The sequence below is a fragment of the Shewanella sp. NKUCC01_JLK genome, assembly GCF_019345615.1.
Taxonomy (GTDB): domain Bacteria; phylum Pseudomonadota; class Gammaproteobacteria; order Enterobacterales; family Shewanellaceae; genus Shewanella; species Shewanella oncorhynchi.
In genome coordinates, this window is sequence record NZ_JAHKRD010000006.1 from 55,872 (window position 1) to 78,111 (window position 22,240).

The window sequence follows — 22,240 nt, forward strand, 5'->3', positions numbered from 1 at the left end:
GTGCGATATTATGATTATCCTCAAGGGAAGTGATTGCCCTTGCCAGCCCCGTCTTGTTGATTTAACTAAAACCTGATTTGACAAAAACCTTTGCGATTAGACCTCAATGGCCATCGCTGTTGCTTCACCACCCCCGATACACAGCGAGGCGACACCGCGTTTAAGGCCGCGGGCTTTTAAAGCATGAATTAAGGTCACCAGCAAACGTGAACCTGAGCAACCAATAGGATGACCTAAAGCGCAGGCGCCGCCATTGACGTTAACTTTAGCCACATCTAAACCGAGCTCAGACACGGCAAGCATAGTCACCATGGCGAAGGCTTCGTTGATTTCAAATAAATCGACTTCATCCGTTGACCAACCCACATTAGCCAGCAATTTCGCCATAGCGCCAACCGGTGCAGTGGTAAAGAGTGAAGGCTCTTGGGCGTGGGTGGTGTGGCCTTTAATGGTGGCTAATACAGTTAAGCCTAAACGCTCAGCTTCGCCGCGAGAGGTCAGCATCAATGCCGCTGCGCCATCGGAAATAGAGCTAGAGTTGGCCGCTGTGATAGTGCCATCTTTGGTAAAGGCTGGGCGCAGCGTAGGAATTTTTTCAGGGCGGGCATTACCGGGTTGCTCGTCGGTATCGATAGTCACATCACCGCGACGATCACTAACTGTGACAGGCGTAATTTCGGCCTTAAAGGCACCCGAGTTAATCGCGGCATTGGCTTTTTCGAGCGAACTTAGCGCAAAGGCGTCCATCTGCTCGCGGGTGATCCCAAAATCATCGGCTGTTTTCTGGGCAAATGTTCCCATGGCGCCGCCAGTATAAGCATCCTCAAGACCATCTAAAAACATGTGATCTAACACTTTGCCGTGGCCCATACGCATGCCGCTTCGGGCTTTATCTAATAGATACGGCGCTTGGCTCATGCTTTCCATACCGCCAGCGATCACGACTTTTGCACTGCCCGCTTTAATCAAATCATGGGCTAACATGACCGTCTTCATGCCTGAGCCACAGACTTTGTTCACTGTGGTCGCACCAACGGATAAGGGTAATCCCGCACCTAAAGTGGCTTGACGTGCAGGCGCTTGACCTAAACCAGCGGGTAATACGCAGCCCATCAAGACTTCATCGACATGTTCACCCGCCAATTGTGTTTCCGCCAACAAGCCCTTAATGGCTGTCGCGGCTAGAGTCGGTGATGCAACAGATGACAAACTGCCTTGAAACCCCCCCATAGGGGTGCGTTTAGCGGCAACAATAACGATATCTTGATTTAACGGTTCAGTACTCATGCAGGCTCCAACCCAAATTGACCACAAGGCCTAGTGCTAGCCTCGGGACGTTTAATAAAATCGATAATAAAACCACTCTGACGTTTACGCGAACGTAAAGCAAGTATTCCTTGGTCTAATGTGTCGATTTTATCGGGTGAAAATTGTCAGTAAGGATTTACAGCGAAATAGGAAATTGATGAGTACTAAGCTCAAAAATTGAATTCTGTGGTGATCAACTAAGTGGAATAAATGTGGACCTTGGAGCGCAGAGAAATAGAAAGCCACGGCGCGTAAGAACATCCGTTCTAGCGCAGCTTCTTTGAACATAATTTAGAATTGCCTCGGCGGCTTGTTGATATTACCGACTAACTTTACCCAGTTAGCACATGCCTTTACGCACTCAGCGTAGTAAACCAGATCGTTCTAGTAATGAAAGTAGGTCACCCATATCTTTGTAGGGAATAAAACAGCTGGACTCAGGCTACTAGTGATTTTCCCCTCTGGTTATGAGGCCAATGTCAGACAATGTCAAAAGTAGCGAGTCAATATACCACTGGTTAGCATTTGATTTGCATATGGTATTCATACATGTCTTCACCAACAATATTAAATCCCAACCTGAGATAGAGTGCTAAGGCTTGATTATTTTTCAAGACTGTTAGCAATACTGTCTTTGCTTTAGCGCCATCTAACACTTGTTGAATAATGGCTTTACCAAAGCCTTGTTGCTGATGCACAGGATGTATTTGAATCTGCATGATTTCTACTGAGTTATCCGTTTGTCGGTATTTTAAAGTGCCGATAATGCGCTCTTTATACCGCACTAAAAAGGAACAGTCATATTGATCGTTGAGCCTAAGATGATGTTCCTTTTCAGTTAAAAACTGGCCTGAACGCTCTAAATGCGGAGTCATGGTCAATTTTCTAAGCTGTAAGAGGTAATCCCAATCTGCTTCTTTGGCTTGAATAAACTCAAATATTTTCATGAATTATCGCGATTCCCACGGTGTCATCGCCGTCATATCACTTAAGTCATAAGGCGTTAACTGGTAAACGTAATAATTGAGCCAATTACTGACCAACAAACTACCGTGGCTGTGCCAGCGGGCAATGGCTTCGGCTTCTGGATTATTATTTCGATAATAGTTTTGTGGCACATTTGGCGTTAAGCCTTGGGCTAAATCCCTATGGTATTCATCGTTTAAGGTCGATTTTTGATATTCAGGGTGCCCCATTACAAACAAGTTACGGTTATTGCGACTTAATACTAAATAGGCCCCGGCCTCATCGGACTGCGCTAACACTTGCAACTGCGGGTGTTGTCTAATTTCTTCCACATCCATCTCGGCAAAACGCGAATGGGGTGCAAAGAACTCATCATCAAAACCACGTAACAGTGGGAAATGCTGACAAGTGCGCCTATGTAAAAATACGCCAGAACGCTTCTGTTGCAATATTTTTCGATTTAAACCATAGAGATGATACAAGCCCGCATGGGCTGCCCAGCATAAAAACAACACTGAGGTGACATGCTCTTGGGACCAGTCGATGATTTCACGGATATGATCCCAATAAACCACATCTTCGAAATCGATTTGCCCAAGCGGCGCGCCTGTGATGATAAGACCGTCGTAATTTTTATGGCGCACGGCTTCAAAGTCACGGTAAAAAGTATTCATGTGGTCGATGGAAGTATGCTTGGATTCTTTGTCGTGAATGCGCAGTAAATCCACATCGACTTGTAAAGGCGTGTTGCCCAGTAAGCGCAATAACTGGGTTTCAGTCTCGATTTTGTTCGGCATCAAGTTCAAAATCAGCACCTTCATCGGCCTGATATCTTGATTCGCCGCCCGCGTCTCGGACATAACGAAAATATTTTCTGACTCTAACACCCCTGCTGCGGGCAGATGATCTGGAATTCTAACCGGCATACCGCGCCTCTTCTGTTCGTAAATACTAACGGATTCGGCGCGTATGTCAGCTCACTTCTGAGCGGGCTAACTAGCCACCGACTTTCTCTAGCAGTATCGTCATTGGCTCAGTGGAATTGAGATCAATGTGATAGGCTTGAGTATTAATAAACAATAACTTATCACCCAACATAATCCGGGCCCCTATGGCATAAGTGTGACCGGGTTGGAACTGATCGCTACCAATCGCAAAACTGAATGGCGCGGGTGTCGCAGCACCTTGTTGCACGCGCTCCGCCATCACTATGGCTGGCACATCCATTTTTGAGACATCAAGCAGTTGCACTATGACCTTAGCATCGGCAGGTAAGGCTATCCGTTCGCGATATAAGGTCTCGCCTTTTATCTCAACGATAGCATTAGGTGTCGCACAACCGGATAACACCCCCATGATGGCCATTAATGCTAAGGCTGTTAATCTCAACGCGCTTAAACGCAACCATTTGTTCATTTTGTTTCTCCTAATCATACATAAAGACTTCTAGATGTCCATACGCCCAAGCTATAAATCTTGTCTTGGTGAACATAACTTTCTATCATAAGCCACCATTTCGTTGCCGAAAAATCTATGACCCAAGCAACTGCAATCATTGTGGGAGCTAGCTCACAATTAAGTCGTGAACTTGCAAAGCAATTGGCAGATCAGCAGGTTGAATTAGTCTTATTCGCCCAAGATCCAGAATCACTGCGCGATTTTGCCTTATCCTTGCCAACAAAAGTACAAGTTTTTGCACTTCAAATTGAACAACCTCAAGCCATCATCAACCAACTTGAATCAGTCTGGCAAACTCTTGGCGGCGCGCACTTAGTCTTAGTTAATACAGGCCTCAATAGCTATGACCCCGAGTTGCCTTGGCTACCGGAGCAAGACATTATCGATGTCAATGTGCGAGGTTTTGCTGCCATCTGCAATACGGCATTTAGACTATTTCGCGAGCAAGGTTATGGACAACTGGCGGCAATCAACTCGATTGCGGGCCTGCGCGGCGGGCCGAGTGTGGCCTATCACGCCTCAAAAGCCTTTGGCCAGAATTACCTTGAGGGCTTAAGTATGCATGCTCAGCGCCTTAAGTTACCGATTACGATTACCGATATCCAACTTGGTTTGCTCGATAAAGCCGCTATGCAGCAAAGTGCAATGTGGCTTGCACCATTGCCACAAGTCGCAGCGCAAATCATCAAGGCAATGAAACAAGGCAAACGCCGCGTCTATGTGACCAAACGCTGGCGCCTCGTCGCTTGGCTTACTGTGTTATTACCCGAATTTATCTATAACACTCGCCACTGGAAAGCTAAAAAGCCAAAGCGCTAAATCGGCTTAGCCTAAGTGGAACAGAACATGGCGCGATAAAAAGTGCAGAAACGAAAAAGGAGCCTAAGGCTCCTTTTTACGCTTATCTAATCAGTGGATTAGAAAGTGTAACCCACGCTGACCATATAAACCCATGGGTTGATATCAGTGTCGATAACTACAGTGTCGCCCGCTAATTTAAACTTCACGTCACTGCTAATTTGCGCGTACCACACTGAAGCGTTCACTAACCAGTTTTTGTTTACTTGATAATCAACACCTGCTTGTGCCGCTAAGCCCCACGAAGTGCTCATGCTCAAGTCAGTTAACGCACCATTTAAATCGTTGGTGAACTCATTGTCGAAGAAATTAGTATAGTTAACACCAACACCCACGTATGGACGTAATTTAGATTGCGCATCACCAAAGTAGTACTGTGCCACTAAAGTGGGTGGTAAATGTTTAGTTTCTGCAATCTTACCTACACCTTTTAAAGAAACATCGTGGCTAAAAGGTGTGGCAGCTAATAACTCAACCCCAAAGTTATCTGTCAGCATGTAGCCAAAGTTTAAACCCACTTGAGTGTTATTACTGATTTGGAACTCGCCGTTACCCGCAACATCATCACTTGATTCATTTGGCGCAACAACCACAGCACCCGCACGAACGATAATGTCACCCGCTTGGTGAGCCGATACAGAGGCAGAAAAACCAGCGGCTAAAAGGGTGGCAGCGACCAATGTAGAAACAGTGTTTTTATTCATCATCATACTCCATATGTACAACATAGGTTTTTGTTTTGTATTACATCCTTAACAATTAACGCCTACACTGCCAGAGATATGCGGCTGATTTATTGATCCAAATCAAAGTGAGTGAGCAATACTCACTTATAGGTACTACACATGGGAGCTGAATCACGAAATTCAAACATTTATTGATAATACCCCTTTGTTTTCTGTGAGCTAAGTGTTGTATTAGCCATCACTAATGACTACCGCAAGAGGTAGTGATCAATAACACCATAAACATTTTAGTAACAATGAAAAGCACTTAACTAAGAGGTTATTTGAACATTAAGTTCAAATTATTGAGACGAGTTAAATGAGGATAAAAACAAAAAATGGACAAATAAAAACGGCTTGAGGATGATACCTATCATGTTAGATAACTAGATTGCATGGAATGACAGTGTGAGGCGGTTAAGTCAGTTTTAGACTGAACGAATAAGAAAGTGAGAAGATTAGCTTGAGTAGCAACACGTAAGCAAAGGATAGCGAGTTAGCCAGCCCTTAGTCGCGACTCTGTGATGAAACACTGGTAATGATCGCTTTGGATTGGCGCTCAATTTGAGGGCAAACAGAGAGTTCAGCCCAAAGGGAACCACCAGCTCAATACCGTAATGCGTGCAATGATGATCAGTCTCTGCATCTACCTGAGTATCTGTCTCAACATGAGATTTTAAACCCACCCCAACCGCGGTTTCTAACTCTGGCCAATGAGCCATAGCATCAATACAAGATGTGTAAGCCATGTCTTGATTGCGACTATGCATGCGCGCCTGATTCTTAACCGACCAAGGTAACTCAGGGGCAAGCTGATGAAGATAGGTTTCAATCGCCAGATCCCGCTCAAGGCTAATATCTAAAGGGCAAAAATAGATCAGATCGATATCGTTCAGTGGACTCAACTCAAATTCGTGCAAGCGATCCCAGACTAAATTACGGACAAATCCCGCCGCCAGACACCACTGCGGCATTGAGTGTACTTTGGCACATTGAAGCGCGAGTTCAAGCGCCCTCACCCGCTCGCAGTCTTGAGCTATCCATTCGAGTAATTGATGCTCTAGCGCTGCTTCACTCATTGCATCATTCATAACATTATTCGTAGCAACACTCATGACATTACCCCTAGCACCACTCATAACAGTATCGCCCGCTTCAATATCAGATAAAAACACGGGAAAGACATTAGGCTTACTCCACTTCGCCATCGGTTTCTGAGCACTTTACGACCTCATGACAGAGTAAATAAACGAGACTATAAATCGGTGCCATCACCGCAAAACAAATCCAAAACCCATAGACATCTTTGTCTAGCAGATTAACGCTAACAGTAAAGATGGGCATGAACAGTAGCATCCATTTTATTACATTGAGTTTGTACAGTATCGGCTTATCACAATGGCAGCAGCGTCCTTCCTTAATCGGCACATCCTTAGCGCCGAGTTTACCTTTGCAATACGGACATTTTTTACTGAAAAGCATTTAAACTCCATCGCTGAGATTAGACTCGCAAAGCAAGTCTCATCATCCATTCTTTCTATTCGTAAAAACCGTATCCGCGCAATTCGTTACACCGCATCCGCTTGGCGCTCTGGCGCAGCATCGACAAAGGCTTCAAGCTGATTACACTCAGCCCACACGCGCATGATATTGGGATAAGGCGTTAAATCCACATTAAAACGCTGGGCGTTATACACCTGCGGCACTAAACATAAGTCGGCTAATGTCACGGCATTCCCAAAGCAATAACGACCGCTATGCCGTGTTAACAAGGTTTCTAAGGCCGTAAAACCACTTGCGACCCAATGGTGATACCAAGTATTTTTGGCGGTGTCATCAGCACCTAAGGTTTGCGTTAAATACTGCAATACCCGCAAGTTGTTTAATGGGTGAATTTCACAGGCGACCGTAAGTGCCATAGCGCGCACGTGGGCACGTTCAAGAGCCGATGCAGGCAATAATGGCGACTGTGGATGTATCTCATCAAGATATTCGATAATCGCTAAAGATTGCGACAAGGCATCCACATCCAGCTCATCATCCACCACTAAGGTTGGCACTAACTCTAAAGGATTAAGCGCAATGTAGGCCGCTTTATGTTGCTCGCCGCCATCACGTACGAGATGCACTGAAAACTGTTCGGCTGAAATCCCCTTGAGATTAAGGGCAATACGAACCCGATAGGCTGCACTGGAACGCCAATAACCGTAAAGTTTCATATTTTCATGTCCTTATAAAAGTCAGTATAAAAACGGGGCAATTAAGCCCCGTTAGTTTAAGTCGGTGTCGCCCTTTAAGGGAAAGCCTTAGGCTTTGTATTCAACCACTTTTTGATCGATAGAACCAAAAATGGTTACATCATTATCATCGAGCATTTCGATGCGCACTGTGTCACCAAAACGCATAAATGGCGTAGTGGCTTTGCCTTCGGCAATCACTTCTAACATACGTTTTTCCGCTAAACAGCTCGAACCTGCGCTACGGTCATAGTTAGAAATAGTACCAGAGCCAATAATCGCGCCTGCACCCAATGGACGGGTTTTTGCAACATGCGAAACTAACTGACTGAAATTAAAGGTCATATCAACGCCTGCATTCGGACGACCAAATAATTCACCATTTAAATAGGTGATCAGCGGTAAATGCACTTTCGAATCTTCCCAACGGACACCCAATTCATCCGGTGTCACAGCCACAGGCGAAAAACTGCTCGATGGTTTAGATTGGAAAAAACCAAAGCCTTTCGCCAACTCACCAGGGATCAAGTTACGCAATGACACATCGTTAACTAGCATCAACAATTTAATGTGCTTAGCTGCATTGTCAGTGCTCACGCCCATAGGCACATCATCGGTAATAACCGCAATTTCAGATTCGAAATCGATACCCCAGTCTTCACTCGCCAGTGGGATATCCGCTTTAGGGGCAATAAAGCTGTCTGAGCCACCTTGATAAAACAACGGATCTGTCCAAAAGGTTTCTGGCATTTCAGCGCCACGGGCTTTACGGACTAACTCAACGTGATTCACATAAGCGCTACCATCGGCCCATTGGTAAGCACGCGGTAATGGCGACAAACACTTAACTTCGTCGAACGCTTGCGCGTTATCTAACATGCCTTCATTTAACGCATCGTACAATTCTTGCAATTGCGGTCTCAGTAAATCCCAACCATCGAGTAATTGCTGCATAGTGTGGGCAATGGCAGGAACGGCAACCGTTTTAGTGAGATCGCGGCTGACTAACATCAACTGACCATCACGACGACCATTGTTATAACTTGCAAGTTTCATATTGGCTCCAGTGCTCTTCGGCTAGGTGTACAATTTTATTGTGCTGGAAAACGCGTGACGTCACCCAGCTTATATTCGGCGATTTAAATCGGACTTTTTGACTCATTAAGGGCATACACTTTACGCAGTCCGCGCCAACGAGGCATGCTCTGTTACTTGCTTTAACGTATTTGTTGCGCGTAGAAATACCCGATGCAGCTCAAGATTCCTATAGCGTGACCAAAATCACATTTAGGTCAATTATTTCACATTTTGTAAACTAATCATTACGTTTATAACCTAGTTACCGCTTATCAATATCTCGGTAAGCAATATGCCTGAAAAGTCGGCAACTAAGTGGAACGATACTGTTACATTGACTGTGTCAACCCAACGAGACTCTGACTAACGGCGCTTGGCTATCTTGTATTCACGCAGTTTATTAGCAATAGCTGTGTGTGATACACCTAGCTTTTTCGCCAACTGGCGAGTGCTCGGATAGGCCGGATATAATCGACGCAACAGACTCGCTTCAAACTGCTTCATTGCATCGTCGAGATTGCCTTCAAACTCATTATCAAAGTAACCAAAACCTTCGGCGTATGACGGCAATTTCAGCTGTTCTACCGTCAACTCGGCCGAGCCATCCCACATAGACACGGCTCTAAATACCGCGTTCTTTAATTGGCGTACGTTACCTGGCCAAGCGTAGGTGAGCAAATGATCGCGGCACTGGGCCGAAATCCGCCGAACAGGGCTAGACAGCTGTTGACTGTAATGTTCGAGGAACATTTCCGTCAGTGGAATGATATCGACTTTACGCTCGCGTAAAGACGGGATGTGATAACTCAACACATGGATGCGATAGTACAAATCTTCCCTAAACTCACCGGTTTGGCATAGTTCAGCTAAATTTTTCTGGGTCGAGCAGATAATTCGCACATCAGCACGCACTTCTTCATCGCCCCCTATGCGTCTAAAAGTGCCATCTTGCAATAGCCGTAGCAGCTTAACTTGAGCCGCCCTAGACATTTCCGCCACTTCATCGAGAAATACTGTGCCCCCCTTAGCTTCTTCAAAAAAGCCTCGTTTGACGACTTTACCCTGACTGACGTAACCGAATAATTCTTCTTCGGCAGCGCTGTCGGGCAGAGCGGCGCAGTTGATGGCGATAAAAGGTTTTTCACGGCGCATCCCCGCATCATGGCTAGCTCTGGCCATTAATTCTTTGCCAGTACCCGTTTCACCCGTGATCAACAAAGGTGCATCGAGCTGGGCCATACGCCGCGCTTGCTTAAGCACTTCCTTCATCTTGTCACTGCTGGCTAATACATTTTCAAAGCCAGTGGTTTGGTTCTGCAGCGCGTTAAACTGTTTTCCAACGCGCGCAGGGGATTTCAGCGACACCACAGCACCAACCAAGATGGTCTTTTCATCCTCATCGGGTAGGTAAATCGGCAGCATTTCCGCTAAATATTCGTTTGGACCGATTTGTACTCGCGCCGCTTGTGGCAATACTTGTGCTTCACTCAACCAACGGCTGAAGTTAAAACCTTGCACCCAATGATTAAGCGACTCTTCAAGCACTTCGTGCTCACCCATGCCGATATTGAGCAAGGCGGACTCATTAACGATACGGATACGTGCCTTGGCATCGATAGAAAAAACGGAGTCGGGTAAGGTTTTGAGCAGGGTTTTAAGGGCGTAATGTTCTTGCTCTGAGGGCATAAATGACACCGTACGCACATCGTGGACACTTTCCACTTTGCGGATCTGCGGCATCAAGGCACTCAAGGTTTCAAAACTGATTTCGGCAAATTGTAAGTACAGGAATCCTTGGTTACTGGCATCAATGGCAATTAAATTAATACCATAACGCTCTAACACGACTAAGATATCTTTGGCTAAACCAACACGATCCTGACAGCTGACTTCCAAGCGCATAATGACTGATATTCCCTTTTTTGATTTGAATTTTGGGGATAAACCGTGCAGAGCTATTTTTCGCCTTAGGCTTTACAACAAAAATAACGCTTGCTAGGCAAATCGTTACCTTTGACGAAAACGTCAGCGATGAGGGGAAATAGCAGAGCCCGTATACGTTAGAAGGTTAAACTGAAAGTGGCAAGCCTAGTTTACAGTTGAATTGTAACAGGAAGAAAAAATCAGCATCATAAAACACATTAAGATGCTGATTAAATTGATTAAATAATTAACCTAGTAACTGGTCTGTCTTGGCGGCCATGATGAAGTCATTCTTATGTAGCCCCTTAATGGAGTGCGACCACCAAGTGACAGTCACTTTGCCCCATTCAGTGAAAATGTCTGGATGGTGGAATTCTTCTTCCGCTAAATCCGCCAGCTTATTCGTGAATACCATCGCCAGTTTAAAGTTTTTAAACTTGTAGACGCGCTCAAGTTGCATTACGCCGTCACGCACTTGCACGCCCCAGTCAGGGATCATACGAATAAGTTCTGCCAACTCTTCATCGGTCACTTTTGGTGCATCGGCTTGGCACGCTTCACATTTCATATTCGATAACGCAGTCATACATACTCCTGTTGGCAACATTGATAGGGATATTCAGTTGCACTTTACTCATTACTTATTAATTACTTAAATCACATGACTAAATTAGATGGCGACTCAAATGACACATCAAACTATCCATCGAATCGAGACTAGCTCGCCTTGGCTTTGGGAGGATATTTAGGAGCAAATAAACCTAACTGACGTGCCTTAGTGACATAACTCATGATGTCCATTTGGGCAATTTCATCAAGCATATCAATGTGCTCAATCACATAATAAATCGGCTGCATAATGTCGATGCGATATGGGGTTCGTAGCACATTCAATAAATCAAAGGGCTGACGTTCTGGCACGTCACTTTCCATTGCATATAAAGTTTCACCAGGTGAGCTTAAAATACCGCCACCATAGATACACAAGGGGCCATCTTTAGGCTGTAGCAAGCCAAACTCAACCGTAAACCAGTATAAACGCGCTAAAAACACCCTTTCTTCTTTGCTGGCATTTAAACCTAATTGGCCATAAATATGTGAAAAATTGGCAAATGAAGGGTTGGTGAGCAAAGGGCAGTGACCAAAAATTTCATGAAAAATATCAGGCTCTTGCAGGTAATCAAACTCTTCCTTACGGCGAATGAATGTCGCCACAGGAAACTCTTTATTGGCCAGCAGTTCAAAGAAACGGCCGAAGGAAATAAGCGCAGGTACGGCTGCCGTTTTCCAGCCGGTGGTCGCTTGCAATACAGTATCAATTTCAGTAAGTTGCGGAATACGATCCTTTGGCATAGCCAAGGCATCTAGCCCTTGCAAATACTCCTTACAGGCACGGCCAGGCAGGTTTATCGCTTGACGGGCATAAAGCTGGCTCCAAATCTCATGTTCTTCTTGCGGGTAGTTAATAAACCCTGTGTCATCAGCTCTGTGAGCGATGTACTCTGTTCCTTTCGTCATAGTCTTCACTTAGTGGCTAGCGCTCATGGAACCATAGTGATCTAAGCCTTTAAATTTGTTAACTCCCTCACACTTTATTCTTGCACCACTACTGTGACGTAAACGTAAAGCAAATATTACAAGGGTATTAAAAACGCCATGCAAGTGCACATCACCCATGCTGGATTAGATGCACTGTGCTACCTTTGCTAAAACTTACGTCGACTTCGCTGTAAAAATACTTAAATATCCTAAGTTTTCAGCGTTTCTAAATAGCTTTTCTGTGCAGGTCATTTACAATATTGGCCATTAACCGCATCTCCTTGACCTAAAAGGTTCGCAATGAAACAACATCAAATTCGTAAAGCCGTTATTCCTGTCGCAGGCCTAGGCACTCGTATGCTTCCAGCGACCAAAGCAATTCCAAAGGAAATGTTACCTGTTGTCGATAAGCCATTGATTCAATACGTAGTCAGTGAAGCTATCGCGGCTGGGATCAAAGAAATTGTACTCGTGACCCACGCCAGTAAAAACTCTATCGAAAACCATTTCGATACCAGTTTCGAATTAGAGGCCCAATTAGAACGCCGCGTTAAACGTCAATTACTTGAAGCCGTACAATCTATTTGTCCTAAAGATGTAACAGTGATCAGCGTGCGCCAATCTCAAGCTAAAGGCTTAGGTCATGCGATTTTGTGTGCTAAATCTGTCGTCGGCGATGCACCATTTGCCGTATTGCTACCGGATGTGATCATAGATGAAGCCAGCTGTGACCTTCGTAGCGATAACTTAGCCGCTATGGTTGCCCTGTTTGATGAAACCCAAGTCGGTCAAATCATGGTGGAAGGCGTGCCACATAACGTCGTCAACCAATACGGTATTGCCGATGTGAATGGTCATGATTTACAACCGGGTGAATCTGAGCCATTAGTCGAACTGGTTGAGAAGCCAGCCGTGGATGAAGCGCCATCTAACTTAGCCGTTGTAGGCCGTTATGTGTTACCAGCCAGCATTTGGCCGCTACTGGCTAAAACCCCTGCGGGCGCAGGCGATGAAATTCAATTAACGGATGCGATTGCGATGTTAATGAAGCAAGAAACCGTAAATGCTTACTACATGGAAGGTAAGAGCCATGACTGTGGTAACAAGCAAGGTTATATGCGTGCTAACGTTGAATATGCCCTGCGCCACAGCGAAATCGGTGAAGATTTTGCGCACTATTTAAAAACCGTTGTAAAAGGAATTAAGTAATGACGATTTTAGTGACCGGTGGTGCTGGCTATATTGGCACCCACACAGTAGTAGAACTGCTCAATGCTGGTAATGATTTGATTGTATTGGACAACTTGTCTAATTCAAGCATAGAAGCCTTAAACCGAGTCGAGCGGATCACTGGTAAATCGGTTACTTTCTATCAAGGCGATATTCTCAATAAAGCGTTATTGCAGAAAGTGTTTAACGATCATGCTATTAATTCAGTTATCCACTTTGCAGGATTAAAAGCGGTGGGAGAATCCGTCGAAAAACCCCTGAAGTATTATGAGAATAACGTTACGGGTACGCTTATCCTTTGCCAAGTCATGGCAGAATTTAAGGTAAAAAATCTCGTGTTCAGCTCATCGGCAACAGTGTATGGCGATCCCGCAAGTTTACCGATCACCGAAGACTTTCCCACAGGGGCAACAAACCCTTATGGTCAGTCTAAGTTGATGGTTGAACATATACTGGCAGATGTACACAATGCCGATCCGAGCTGGAATATCGCCCGTCTGCGCTATTTTAATCCGGTTGGCGCCCATGCCAGTGGTTTAATCGGCGAAGATCCTAACGATATCCCTAACAACTTGATGCCCTTTATTGCGCAGGTTGCCGTGGGTAAACGCACCGCCTTAAGCGTGTTTGGTAATGATTATCCGACTCACGACGGTACCGGCGTGCGTGACTATATCCATGTCGTGGATTTAGCCAATGGCCATTTAAAAGCGCTTGCAAAATTGGCCACTAAACCTGGTCTAGTGACCTATAACTTAGGCACAGGCCAAGGATATAGTGTATTAGACATGGTTAAGGCCTTTGAAAAAGCTTGTGGTAACACCATTGCCTACCAAATTGCGCCACGTCGCCCAGGGGATATTGCCGCCTGCTACGCCGATCCAACCCACGCAAGGGAAGATCTTGGCTGGCAAGCGACTCATACCCTAGAAGATATGGCCAACAGTAGCTGGCATTGGCAATCAACCAATCCCAATGGTTATAACGGCTAATAACTTGAATGGCTTGTGGAAATCTCCCAAGCCATTTTTCTTTATCCCTCTAAATACCGTCGCTTTACATCATTAACCACCCGAGGAGCAACATGACTCAAAGTATTAATCACAGCCGTCGCAGCCTCTTTCGCCGGCGTAAAGATAATGCGATAAGGCCGCCTTGGGTACGTGATGATATCGAGTTCACCGATGTGTGTACCCGTTGTTCCGCCTGTCTTGAGGTTTGTGAAACTCACATTATCATCAAAGGTGATGGCGGATTTCCTGAAGTCTCCTTTAAGGACAATGAGTGCACATTTTGTACCCTGTGTGCTAAGGCTTGCCCTGAAAATATTTTCGATTTGACTCAAGCACCTTGGCAATACCAAGCCCATATTCAAGAAAGCTGCTTAACCTTTCAAGGGATCTGGTGCCAAAGTTGTAAGGATGCCTGCGAACCAAGAGCCATCAGTTTTGTGCTCAGTATTGGTCAGGCTCCGAGCCCCAAAATAGACCTTGGTCTTTGTACTGGATGCGGTGCCTGCGTAGCTCCTTGCCCTAGTAAAGCCATTGAGATAAAACGACCAACTTGATAGAAATACTGTAATTGCATTAACACATGCAGAGCTGTGCTTCTCATGGATTTTAAGCTAGTATCGCGCCTCTGTTGAACTCAGTTAATCCCTTCTCGAATTAAGTTAATTTATGATGATGTTTGTAAAAAAACTGTTTTTCCCGCCTAAAAAAAGTACCTCTTTTAGCTTTATTGCTCGAGGCACTAAACTCACGGGAAATATCGAATTAACAGGCGACGTGCTTGTTGGCGGTGATATCCAAGGTCAGCTGCTTTCTGAGGCCAATATCACCATAGAACAAGGCGGTGTAATTCAAGGTGAAGTAAAATGCCATGAATTTATCGTCGATGGACACTTCAAAGGCAGACTCATTTGTGAGCGTTTAGTGATCCAACGTAATGGTGTTGTCGACGGCGAAGTGGCAAGTACCTCAATGCAAATCCTTGAGGGTGGCCAATTTATCGGGATGCGGATTAAAGAAGATGCACCAACCATTTATTCCCATGCAATAGGCCATACACCAACAGCAGATTCACTCAACTTACCGTCCGTGCAAAACGACGTCATAGAATCTCGTTAATCCGAAATGCATCACTATCGTTTGCTCGCCGCCTTAGGTGAGCAGACTTTGACTCACTCTTTTAGCTCAATCATTCCTTATCGCTCGATGTTAAACATAGCGCCTACTCACCTAACTCCCCCCCAACGCTCCTCTTTACAATGGTTAAATAATTGTTATTTGCCGAGAGGGATCACAGTTAATCCGCATGCTGAATGTTAATCTTAGTAGTTAGTACCCATGATATTTGATCGCGGTGGTTTGGGTAATCCCAAGGACACAGAACTCCCCTAATAGCGCCGCAAAAACATTTAAGACTCATACAGGGCAAAATACAAAATGAGCAACTTATTACTAAAACAGATCTGTGAACTCGATGTTTTTACCTTGCTTGTATTTAAAAGTATTTTCGACACTGGGCACGCAAATAGCGCGGCCAAAGCGCTAGATGTTTCTGCCCCCAAAATAAGCCGCTGCCTCAATGCATTACGCCTAACCTTTAACGATGAACTATTTTATCGTCGTCAACAGGGGCTTAAACCGACGCCCTTAGCAGAAAGTCTCTACGTTGCTATTTGCCAGTTTACTGAATCGGTTTATCACCTCGAACAATCTGCAATCCAGATACAAAATGCGGCCATCAATACCGACTTACCGCTGCATATCGCTGCTTGTAATGGCCTGCTAAGCTTTTTAGCGCCTCAGTTAAGCACTCCTGAACTTGCCCAAAAGCTAGGACAAATACGCTTACATAAATGGCAGGAAAATAGCGCTGAGTTGATCCACGCAGGTGCGCTTGATTTTGGGATTACGTTTGAAAGTGCTGAAAATAAAGAATTAAGTTACACCAAACTTGGCTCAATCAATGGCATTTATATCGTTGCAGCCAAGCAACATCCGCTTTGGGACGTTGAGACAAATATTACCTTAGAGCAAATTTGTCGCCATCCGTTTCTATTTCAAGAACTCAAGGGCTTTAACAGTAAAATCGATCCCTTAGAATTATTTTGCCAACGCCAAGGTATCTTACTGCCTACCGTAGAGAAAGTGATAGACAGGGAGGAATGGTATGCCCATCTATTAACCATGAAGAGTGTGGCTTTTTGTTCCAGCATTGATATGCACACAGTTAAACATATGCCCGGATTACATCTCGAGCGCCTTAGCGACACAGAGCTTAATAGACTCCACGAAACGATGATGGCGCCACATTATTATCTGATTGAGAAACCTGCAGTTCATCGGCGTTACAGCCAAAGCCAGTGTGATCTCGTCGTGCGCTCCTTACTTGCCGCACTCGAACCAGCACACTAATACAAAAATAGATTACACACTAAGTTCATCAACCTAGCTTACGTCATGGATGTTAAATGGGTTAAGTGGGTTTACTGGGCTATGGCTTCTATTTATCCAAGGCACAATTAAATCACTTTAAAATGCCATATCTTCCCCCCATCCTCGCCCTCTTATCCCATTGCTTTTATGCTCAAAACCTTAAGATAACGACTTAAGATTTAGGCTCTCTTAACATCGTTCATTTTGCTTAACCGAAAATGAATTCATCATTTCGGCCTAAGTTTAAAGATTAAAATTGTGATGCACATCATAGGCTAGCAGCTTAATTTCACTATTTAAAATATCAAAATGCAAAGTTTAGAATTACCATTCACGGGTGTTAAATCATCGTTCACATATCAGATACAAATTTGCAAATACCACTTTATAAGTAGATGAATCCTCCTATATTAGAGGCACTGCACACGCAGTCTTATAGATAGAAAAAGGGACGCGATGATGAAAAACTACAATAAATCTCTACTGGCACTGGCTCTCGTCAGTACCTTAAGTCTTACCGCCTGCGGGGACGGAAGCGATGGTCAAGATGGTGCACCTGGCACACCAGGTACACCCGGAACACCAGGCACTCCCGGAACACCAGGTACACCCGGAGCCCCTGCGGGTTCCTTCGCAACGACAGCCCAATCCATTACAGATCTGGCATTCACATTAAGTCCTGCTGACATTAAAGTGACTAGCAGTGAAGGCTTCAGTGTTAAATTTACTGTTACGGGTAAAAATGCAGGCAAAGTAGTCCCTTTCAAAGGACTGGATAAAATTGCAATTTATTCTTTAACAGCAAATGAAAACACCTCAGGTACTGGCGCGCCGATTGAGTGGCAAAATAATGCCACGGCAAATGCCGCTGGCACTTCGTTAACTTGTACTCTAAACGGCCTGAACGGAACTAAAAACGCTTGTACTTTAACCGAAGATACAGCGACGCCAGGCACTTACACAGCAACTTGGACTTATGGTGGCGCAGCGCCAATTATTAATCCAAATGATAATCCAAACGCAGTACACAGAGTCTTTTTACGTGCTTACAACATCGCCGATAGTACAGGTGTCGTCCTATCTGACAAGATTTTGTCTGTACCCGTTGATTTTATCCCTGCAACAGATGAATTAGGTGTATCGGGTAAAGACACAGTATCTAGTGCGGCATGTAAAAACTGTCACGGTGAAGTAGACGGCCATATCGCGAAGATTGAAGCCCACCATAACTACCAAGATGTTAAAAACTGTGTAACTTGCCATAACCCTGATCTCGTTCCAAGTGACGCACAACTGGCCGAAGGTTGGGTATTTGATTTTGCTCCCATGATCCATAGGATCCACGCAGGTCATCACATCAGTGACAGCTTAAGTGGCGAAGCAAAAGAATATTTCGGTGAAGTTGGTTTCCCATCTGATTTGAAAGAATGTAAATCTTGTCATGATGGTGCACCAAGTTATAACACCAATATTTATGCACAAGCTTGTGTGGGTTGTCATATCAATGTGAACTTCACCACTGGCGAAAACCATTCAGAATTTGGTTTAGCTCAAGCTGATGATACTCAATGTAAATCTTGCCATGGCAGCGGTAGCTTAACACCTGAAGCTGTGCACAGTGTCGGTAAACGCGCTGAGTATGCAAGCCTATTCAAAGTTGACTTTACCAGTGCAGCAGTAGCGACTTCAGCAACACCTGGAATGAAAACATTGACATTAAAAGCCAATGTGACCATGAATAGCGCTGCAATTCCTAACGGAACCGATTTAAAAGTGTATAACGCGACAACTAACCCTACAGGTATGTTTGTGGCTAACGGCTTATTACTGGGTAACGTAACCACTGATGGTACTGTTTATGCTTGGAGAGATGTCAAACCAACAGCAATCGCTCTTAAGCTTGAAAATGGTACGCTGGCCGATGGTGTATTAACCTTCGTAAAAGATATTCCCGATGCCCAAGCTGTAGGTACTATCTACGTCAGTTCAGAAGCCAACGTCTGTATCAAAGCAGGTAAAGTGAGTAGCTGTAATGCCACAGGACTTGAATTTGGCCCAACAAATCCAATTGGTAACACTGCTCCTGTTAAATTCTATAGCTTAGATGCTTCTGCAGTAGTTAAAGCTCGAATGACAGATCCTGCTCGAATTACCGTAGAAGAAGCAAAATGTAACGCCTGTCACGGCACCTTAGATTATATCAAGGGCACCAGACACGGAACTTACACTTTTGATCAATGTATGAACTGTCACAACGATACAACAGGTGCATCAGGCCATAAAACAGTGGTTTCTAAAGGTGAAGACGGTAGCAAAGTCATTAATCCAGAAGTCACTTTCAATAACAAAGACCTATTCACCGTCGCCCACCGCTTCCACAGTGGTAACTTTGATGTTATCGCAGGGATCTTCCGCGATGCCAATGGTGAATTAGTCGGTTATCCATCACCAGAAACTGCATGTTCTGCATGTCACAAAGATGATGCAAAACTGTTTGCGACTGACGGTGGTTTAGCCTCTGAGAAACGTTCAATCAAAGTGGGTAGCAACTACATTAGTCCAGTAGCTGAATCATGCCGTAGCTGTCACGCTCACTCTGATGCAGCGGCTGTCGCTCACTTTAGAAGTAACGGTGCTGTGGTTGAAGCTGACGCAATGACAGATCCTAACTTACCAGTAGAATCTTGCGCAACTTGTCATGCTGAAGGTAAAACCTACGGTGTAGATAAGGTACACGCAGAGGTAGCACACTAGTACCTTTGGGTTGCCCCTGCACAACCCAAACTTTATCTCTGCAACTCATTGGGGACCCTAGGGTCCCCTTTTTTATTGCTGATGATCTTCAATTGAGATTGTAGATTTAACCAGCTGAGCGGCTACATTGTGCAATACGTTGTCTAAGTAACTTAATAAAGTCCTTAGGTTCCCTATCTAAACTGTCATGGGGAATATACAAGTGATACCCTAAACGCGTATCTAACATCACGCAGCGATGCCCAAACATAGCCAATACGCCACGATAACGATCCCCTTCTATCACTAAAGGGCCAAACTCAGCGCCGAGATAAGTTTCTAAAGTCGCTAAGTCTGCATCTTGAGAGGCGGCTGTCACCAGCAAAGGTCGCTGTTCAGTTAATAATCCTGTTGCTAGACGCAGGGAAATATTATCGAGAATGGGATTTAAATGTTTCAGTTTAATGCCTAAATAAGATAACTCTATAGTATCTAAACCATTAGTCACCCGCGGAATATCGACCCGCTGAATATTATCCCAATCGATAGACACTTTGCCGCGGCGATGAAAATAGGTCAGCCCCTTGTCATCTAGTGCTAGAGTCGTTTCCGGCTCATATACCTTAGCTAAACCGAGAATTAATGAAATAGCGCCTAAACTAAAAAACATCAAACCGACAGCAAACAAGGCCGGCCACGTCAGAAACAGTCCCAAACCTAGCACCAGACTTAAGCCTCCCAGCCAAGTTAAGGTTAACCCATTTCGTTTCGATAAAGGACGCACAGATACTATTTCTGACTCAATTGTCATTGTTCATATTCCTGTTAAAACTCACTATCTTTAGACTGAACTTGGCAAACCACACCCTTATTAACTTACGGCCTTTATCCATAACCACAAACGGCCAATGTATTCGTGAATCGCCCGTTGAGAAGCCACTAAATTATCGGCGGTTAACCGCCACCAAAAATCATCTCGGCCAATAAAATCCGTTGGGGCAGCATCGGGGTGTAAGCCTTTAGTGGCGAAAATAGCCATCGCCCTTGGCATATGAGTGGCCGATGTGACTAAGCGAAAGGGCTCCTCCCCTAACTCCCACTTTAAGTATTGCGCTTCTTCTATCGTATCGCGCGCCAGTGGAAATTGAATAATTCGGCTTTTATCTACACCTAACTCTACCGCGGCTTTAGCCATCATTTCAGCATGGGAAAATTGAGTGAGTTCACCACCCCAGCCGCTGACGATCAACATACACTCTTGACCCAACTTAAGTTGCCGAATGCCTTCAGTTAACCTTGTAAGGGCGACGTCTGATAAGGATTGCACCGCAGTCGCTCCTACTATATCAGCATGCCCTGAACCTAATACCATCACAAAACAAGCGCCTGCGATGGGCGTGGAATTAATCGGGTAAGCTGATTCTAACGGCCGCACTAAGGTATTCACACTCAGTTGACTGCTTAAAAACAGTAAGAGAAAAAAAGCGCAGGATACTAAGTATTTCGCCATACTGCGACGGCGCCATACTAGAAAAGAAATCAGTAATAACAATAGGATAAAGGGGATCGGCATCATCCCCTGTGAAACAACTTTCTTAACCCAAAACATGATGTCCATGCCAAGCAATCCAAAGGAGCGCAATCATAGCATCAAAATACGGGGGGAATACATCGCACATAAAGCTAGCCCAGCGTTTTACTGGGCTATTATTTACAAGACTCTGATATCACTAGACGTTGATTTCATAGCGTAATGAGTTCACTGGTTGAGTTTATATCTTCAATAATGGATCACTTTTCCCACAACCAAGCGGCACCGCGCACACCCGATGAACAACCGTATAGATTCTGCACCACAGGCGTATGACACTCACGCCCCACCACATAATGGGCCAGCAATGCTGGTAATCTTGGGTAAATCGCCGCGACATTCGACATTCCGCCGCCCAACACTATGGCATCGGGATCGAGCATATTGATCACATGGGCGAGTGAACGAGCGAGTCTATCCATATAACGATCAAACGCAGCAACCGCAATGGCGTCACCTCCATCGACTAACAACATAATATCGGCACCTGATTTGGCAGGAGCACGCACTGTACCTGCTGCCGTCAAAGCCGCATTATAATCACGCACAAAGCCAGTGCCAGAGATAAAGGTCTCGATACAATCGGGATTGCCACAGAAACATCGGGTGGTATTGAACTCTTCCTTGGTCATCCAAGGCAAAGGATTATGACCCCATTCACCGCCGATACCATTACCACCACCGTGAACTTTGCCGTTAATTGCCACACCCGCGCCACAACCAGTACCAATAATCACGCCAAACACCACAGAAGCGCCAGCGGCTGCCCCATCGACCGCCTCTGATACCGCAAAACAGTTTGCATCATTGGCAACCCGCACTTCACGCTGCAACAATTCCCCTAAATGTACATCGAGGGGCTGACCATTGATCCACGTCGAGTTAGCATTTTTGACTAAACCTGAATAGGGCGATACCACACCTGGAATACCCACGCCGACAGTGCCTTTCTCGCCAAGAGTCGCTTCCGCTTCCTTAACTAAATCAACCACCGCAGCAAGCGTGCCCTGATAGTCACGTGGCGTCGTCACACGTTTGCGAAATAGCTCATTGCCCTCATCACTCAGTGCGACTAATTCTATTTTTGTTCCGCCTAAATCGACGCCCATGCGCATCATGAATTACTACTCCAGTGTTTAGCTTACCCTTTCA

At 45.0% G+C, this 22,240-nt stretch carries 23 protein-coding genes; 7 read left to right on the forward strand and 16 right to left on the reverse strand.

What is annotated here, in order from left to right; translation table 11 throughout:
- Positions 1-96 precede the first annotated feature (96 nt).
- The 5 genes from KO537_RS08025 to KO537_RS08045 all read right to left on the reverse strand — a co-directional run bounded on the left by KO537_RS08025 (position 97) and on the right by KO537_RS08045 (position 3,690).
- Positions 97-1,287, reverse strand: coding sequence for an acetyl-CoA C-acyltransferase (locus tag KO537_RS08025; protein ID WP_219234212.1), 1,191 nt, complete (start codon positions 1,285-1,287; stop codon positions 97-99).
- 129 nt (positions 1,288-1,416) lie between these two features.
- A complete protein-coding gene (locus KO537_RS08030) occupies positions 1,417-1,596 on the reverse strand; it encodes a hypothetical protein (protein WP_219234269.1) in 180 nt (59 codons plus the stop codon).
- Positions 1,597-1,826: 230 nt separating this feature from the next.
- The gene (locus KO537_RS08035) at positions 1,827-2,255 is read right to left on the reverse strand and encodes a GNAT family N-acetyltransferase (protein ID WP_219234213.1); all 429 of its coding nucleotides are present in this window, start codon (positions 2,253-2,255) and stop codon (positions 1,827-1,829) included.
- 3 nt (positions 2,256-2,258) lie between these two features.
- Positions 2,259-3,200 carry a homoserine O-succinyltransferase gene (metA, locus tag KO537_RS08040; protein ID WP_198573591.1) on the reverse strand — a complete coding sequence of 314 codons (942 nt, stop codon included), beginning with the start codon at positions 3,198-3,200 and terminating at the stop codon, positions 2,259-2,261.
- Between the two features lie 70 nt (positions 3,201-3,270).
- On the reverse strand, positions 3,271-3,690 hold the full coding sequence (locus tag KO537_RS08045) for a YbaY family lipoprotein (RefSeq protein ID WP_113938934.1): 420 nt from the start codon (positions 3,688-3,690) through the stop codon (positions 3,271-3,273).
- A gap of 117 nt (positions 3,691-3,807) precedes the next feature.
- Between KO537_RS08045 and KO537_RS08050 the strand changes: the two genes are divergently transcribed.
- Entirely contained in the window at positions 3,808-4,551 is a 744-nt protein-coding gene (locus KO537_RS08050) for an SDR family NAD(P)-dependent oxidoreductase (RefSeq protein ID WP_028760569.1), read from the forward strand.
- Between the two features lie 98 nt (positions 4,552-4,649).
- Here KO537_RS08050 and ompW read toward each other — a convergent pair whose 3' ends face one another.
- The 8 genes from ompW to phhA form a co-directional block, all read right to left on the reverse strand.
- Positions 4,650-5,297, reverse strand: coding sequence for an outer membrane protein OmpW (gene ompW / locus KO537_RS08055; RefSeq protein ID WP_173497113.1), 648 nt, complete (start codon positions 5,295-5,297; stop codon positions 4,650-4,652).
- Positions 5,298-5,773: 476 nt separating this feature from the next.
- Positions 5,774-6,454 (reverse strand): nucleotidyltransferase family protein, encoded by a 681-nt coding sequence (locus KO537_RS08060; RefSeq protein ID WP_251071063.1) that lies wholly within the window; start codon positions 6,452-6,454, stop codon positions 5,774-5,776.
- Positions 6,455-6,506: 52 nt separating this feature from the next.
- Positions 6,507-6,797, reverse strand: a complete 291-nt coding sequence (locus KO537_RS08065) for a hypothetical protein (protein ID WP_028760572.1) — start codon at positions 6,795-6,797, stop codon at positions 6,507-6,509.
- An 86-nt stretch (positions 6,798-6,883) separates the two neighbouring features.
- Positions 6,884-7,534: a maleylacetoacetate isomerase gene (maiA, locus tag KO537_RS08070; protein ID WP_219234214.1), complete on the reverse strand. Its 651-nt coding sequence runs from the start codon at positions 7,532-7,534 to the stop codon at positions 6,884-6,886.
- An 87-nt stretch (positions 7,535-7,621) separates the two neighbouring features.
- Positions 7,622-8,608, reverse strand: coding sequence for a fumarylacetoacetate hydrolase family protein (locus KO537_RS08075; protein WP_173245796.1), 987 nt, complete (start codon positions 8,606-8,608; stop codon positions 7,622-7,624).
- 384 nt (positions 8,609-8,992) lie between these two features.
- On the reverse strand, positions 8,993-10,531 hold the full coding sequence (tyrR, locus tag KO537_RS08080; RefSeq protein WP_113938940.1) for a transcriptional regulator TyrR: 1,539 nt from the start codon (positions 10,529-10,531) through the stop codon (positions 8,993-8,995).
- A gap of 268 nt (positions 10,532-10,799) precedes the next feature.
- A complete protein-coding gene (locus tag KO537_RS08085) occupies positions 10,800-11,138 on the reverse strand; it encodes a 4a-hydroxytetrahydrobiopterin dehydratase (protein WP_219234215.1) in 339 nt (112 codons plus the stop codon).
- Positions 11,139-11,269: 131 nt separating this feature from the next.
- Positions 11,270-12,070: a phenylalanine 4-monooxygenase gene (gene phhA, locus KO537_RS08090; RefSeq protein ID WP_219234216.1), complete on the reverse strand. Its 801-nt coding sequence runs from the start codon at positions 12,068-12,070 to the stop codon at positions 11,270-11,272.
- A 321-nt stretch (positions 12,071-12,391) separates the two neighbouring features.
- Here phhA and galU point away from each other — a divergent pair, with 321 nt between their 5' ends.
- The 6 genes from galU to KO537_RS08120 all read left to right on the forward strand — a co-directional run bounded on the left by galU (position 12,392) and on the right by KO537_RS08120 (position 19,518).
- Positions 12,392-13,300, forward strand: a complete 909-nt coding sequence (gene galU, locus KO537_RS08095; RefSeq protein ID WP_028760578.1) for a UTP--glucose-1-phosphate uridylyltransferase GalU — start codon at positions 12,392-12,394, stop codon at positions 13,298-13,300.
- A complete protein-coding gene (gene galE / locus KO537_RS08100) occupies positions 13,300-14,313 on the forward strand; it encodes a UDP-glucose 4-epimerase GalE (RefSeq protein WP_219234217.1) in 1,014 nt (337 codons plus the stop codon). The genes galU and galE overlap by 1 nt, the downstream gene beginning before the upstream one ends.
- 92 nt (positions 14,314-14,405) lie before the next feature.
- Entirely contained in the window at positions 14,406-14,888 is a 483-nt protein-coding gene (gene napF / locus KO537_RS08105; RefSeq protein ID WP_219234218.1) for a ferredoxin-type protein NapF, read from the forward strand.
- 112 nt (positions 14,889-15,000) lie between these two features.
- Positions 15,001-15,450 carry a polymer-forming cytoskeletal protein gene (locus KO537_RS08110; protein WP_219234219.1) on the forward strand — a complete coding sequence of 150 codons (450 nt, stop codon included), beginning with the start codon at positions 15,001-15,003 and terminating at the stop codon, positions 15,448-15,450.
- Positions 15,451-15,768: 318 nt separating this feature from the next.
- Positions 15,769-16,743 carry a LysR family transcriptional regulator gene (locus tag KO537_RS08115; protein ID WP_113938944.1) on the forward strand — a complete coding sequence of 325 codons (975 nt, stop codon included), beginning with the start codon at positions 15,769-15,771 and terminating at the stop codon, positions 16,741-16,743.
- Positions 16,744-17,220: 477 nt separating this feature from the next.
- Positions 17,221-19,518: an OmcA/MtrC family decaheme c-type cytochrome gene (locus KO537_RS08120; RefSeq protein WP_219234220.1), complete on the forward strand. Its 2,298-nt coding sequence runs from the start codon at positions 17,221-17,223 to the stop codon at positions 19,516-19,518.
- A gap of 106 nt (positions 19,519-19,624) precedes the next feature.
- On the opposite strand, the gene KO537_RS08125 is transcribed toward KO537_RS08120, so the two are convergent.
- From KO537_RS08125 to mak, 3 genes are all read right to left on the reverse strand, one after another.
- Positions 19,625-20,308, reverse strand: a complete 684-nt coding sequence (locus KO537_RS08125; RefSeq protein WP_131523788.1) for a DUF2982 domain-containing protein — start codon at positions 20,306-20,308, stop codon at positions 19,625-19,627.
- Between the two features lie 60 nt (positions 20,309-20,368).
- Positions 20,369-21,070, reverse strand: a complete 702-nt coding sequence (locus KO537_RS08130; protein WP_219234265.1) for a YdcF family protein — start codon at positions 21,068-21,070, stop codon at positions 20,369-20,371.
- A 218-nt stretch (positions 21,071-21,288) separates the two neighbouring features.
- Positions 21,289-22,206: a fructokinase gene (gene mak, locus KO537_RS08135; RefSeq protein WP_173245814.1), complete on the reverse strand. Its 918-nt coding sequence runs from the start codon at positions 22,204-22,206 to the stop codon at positions 21,289-21,291.
- Positions 22,207-22,240: the final 34 nt, after the last annotated feature.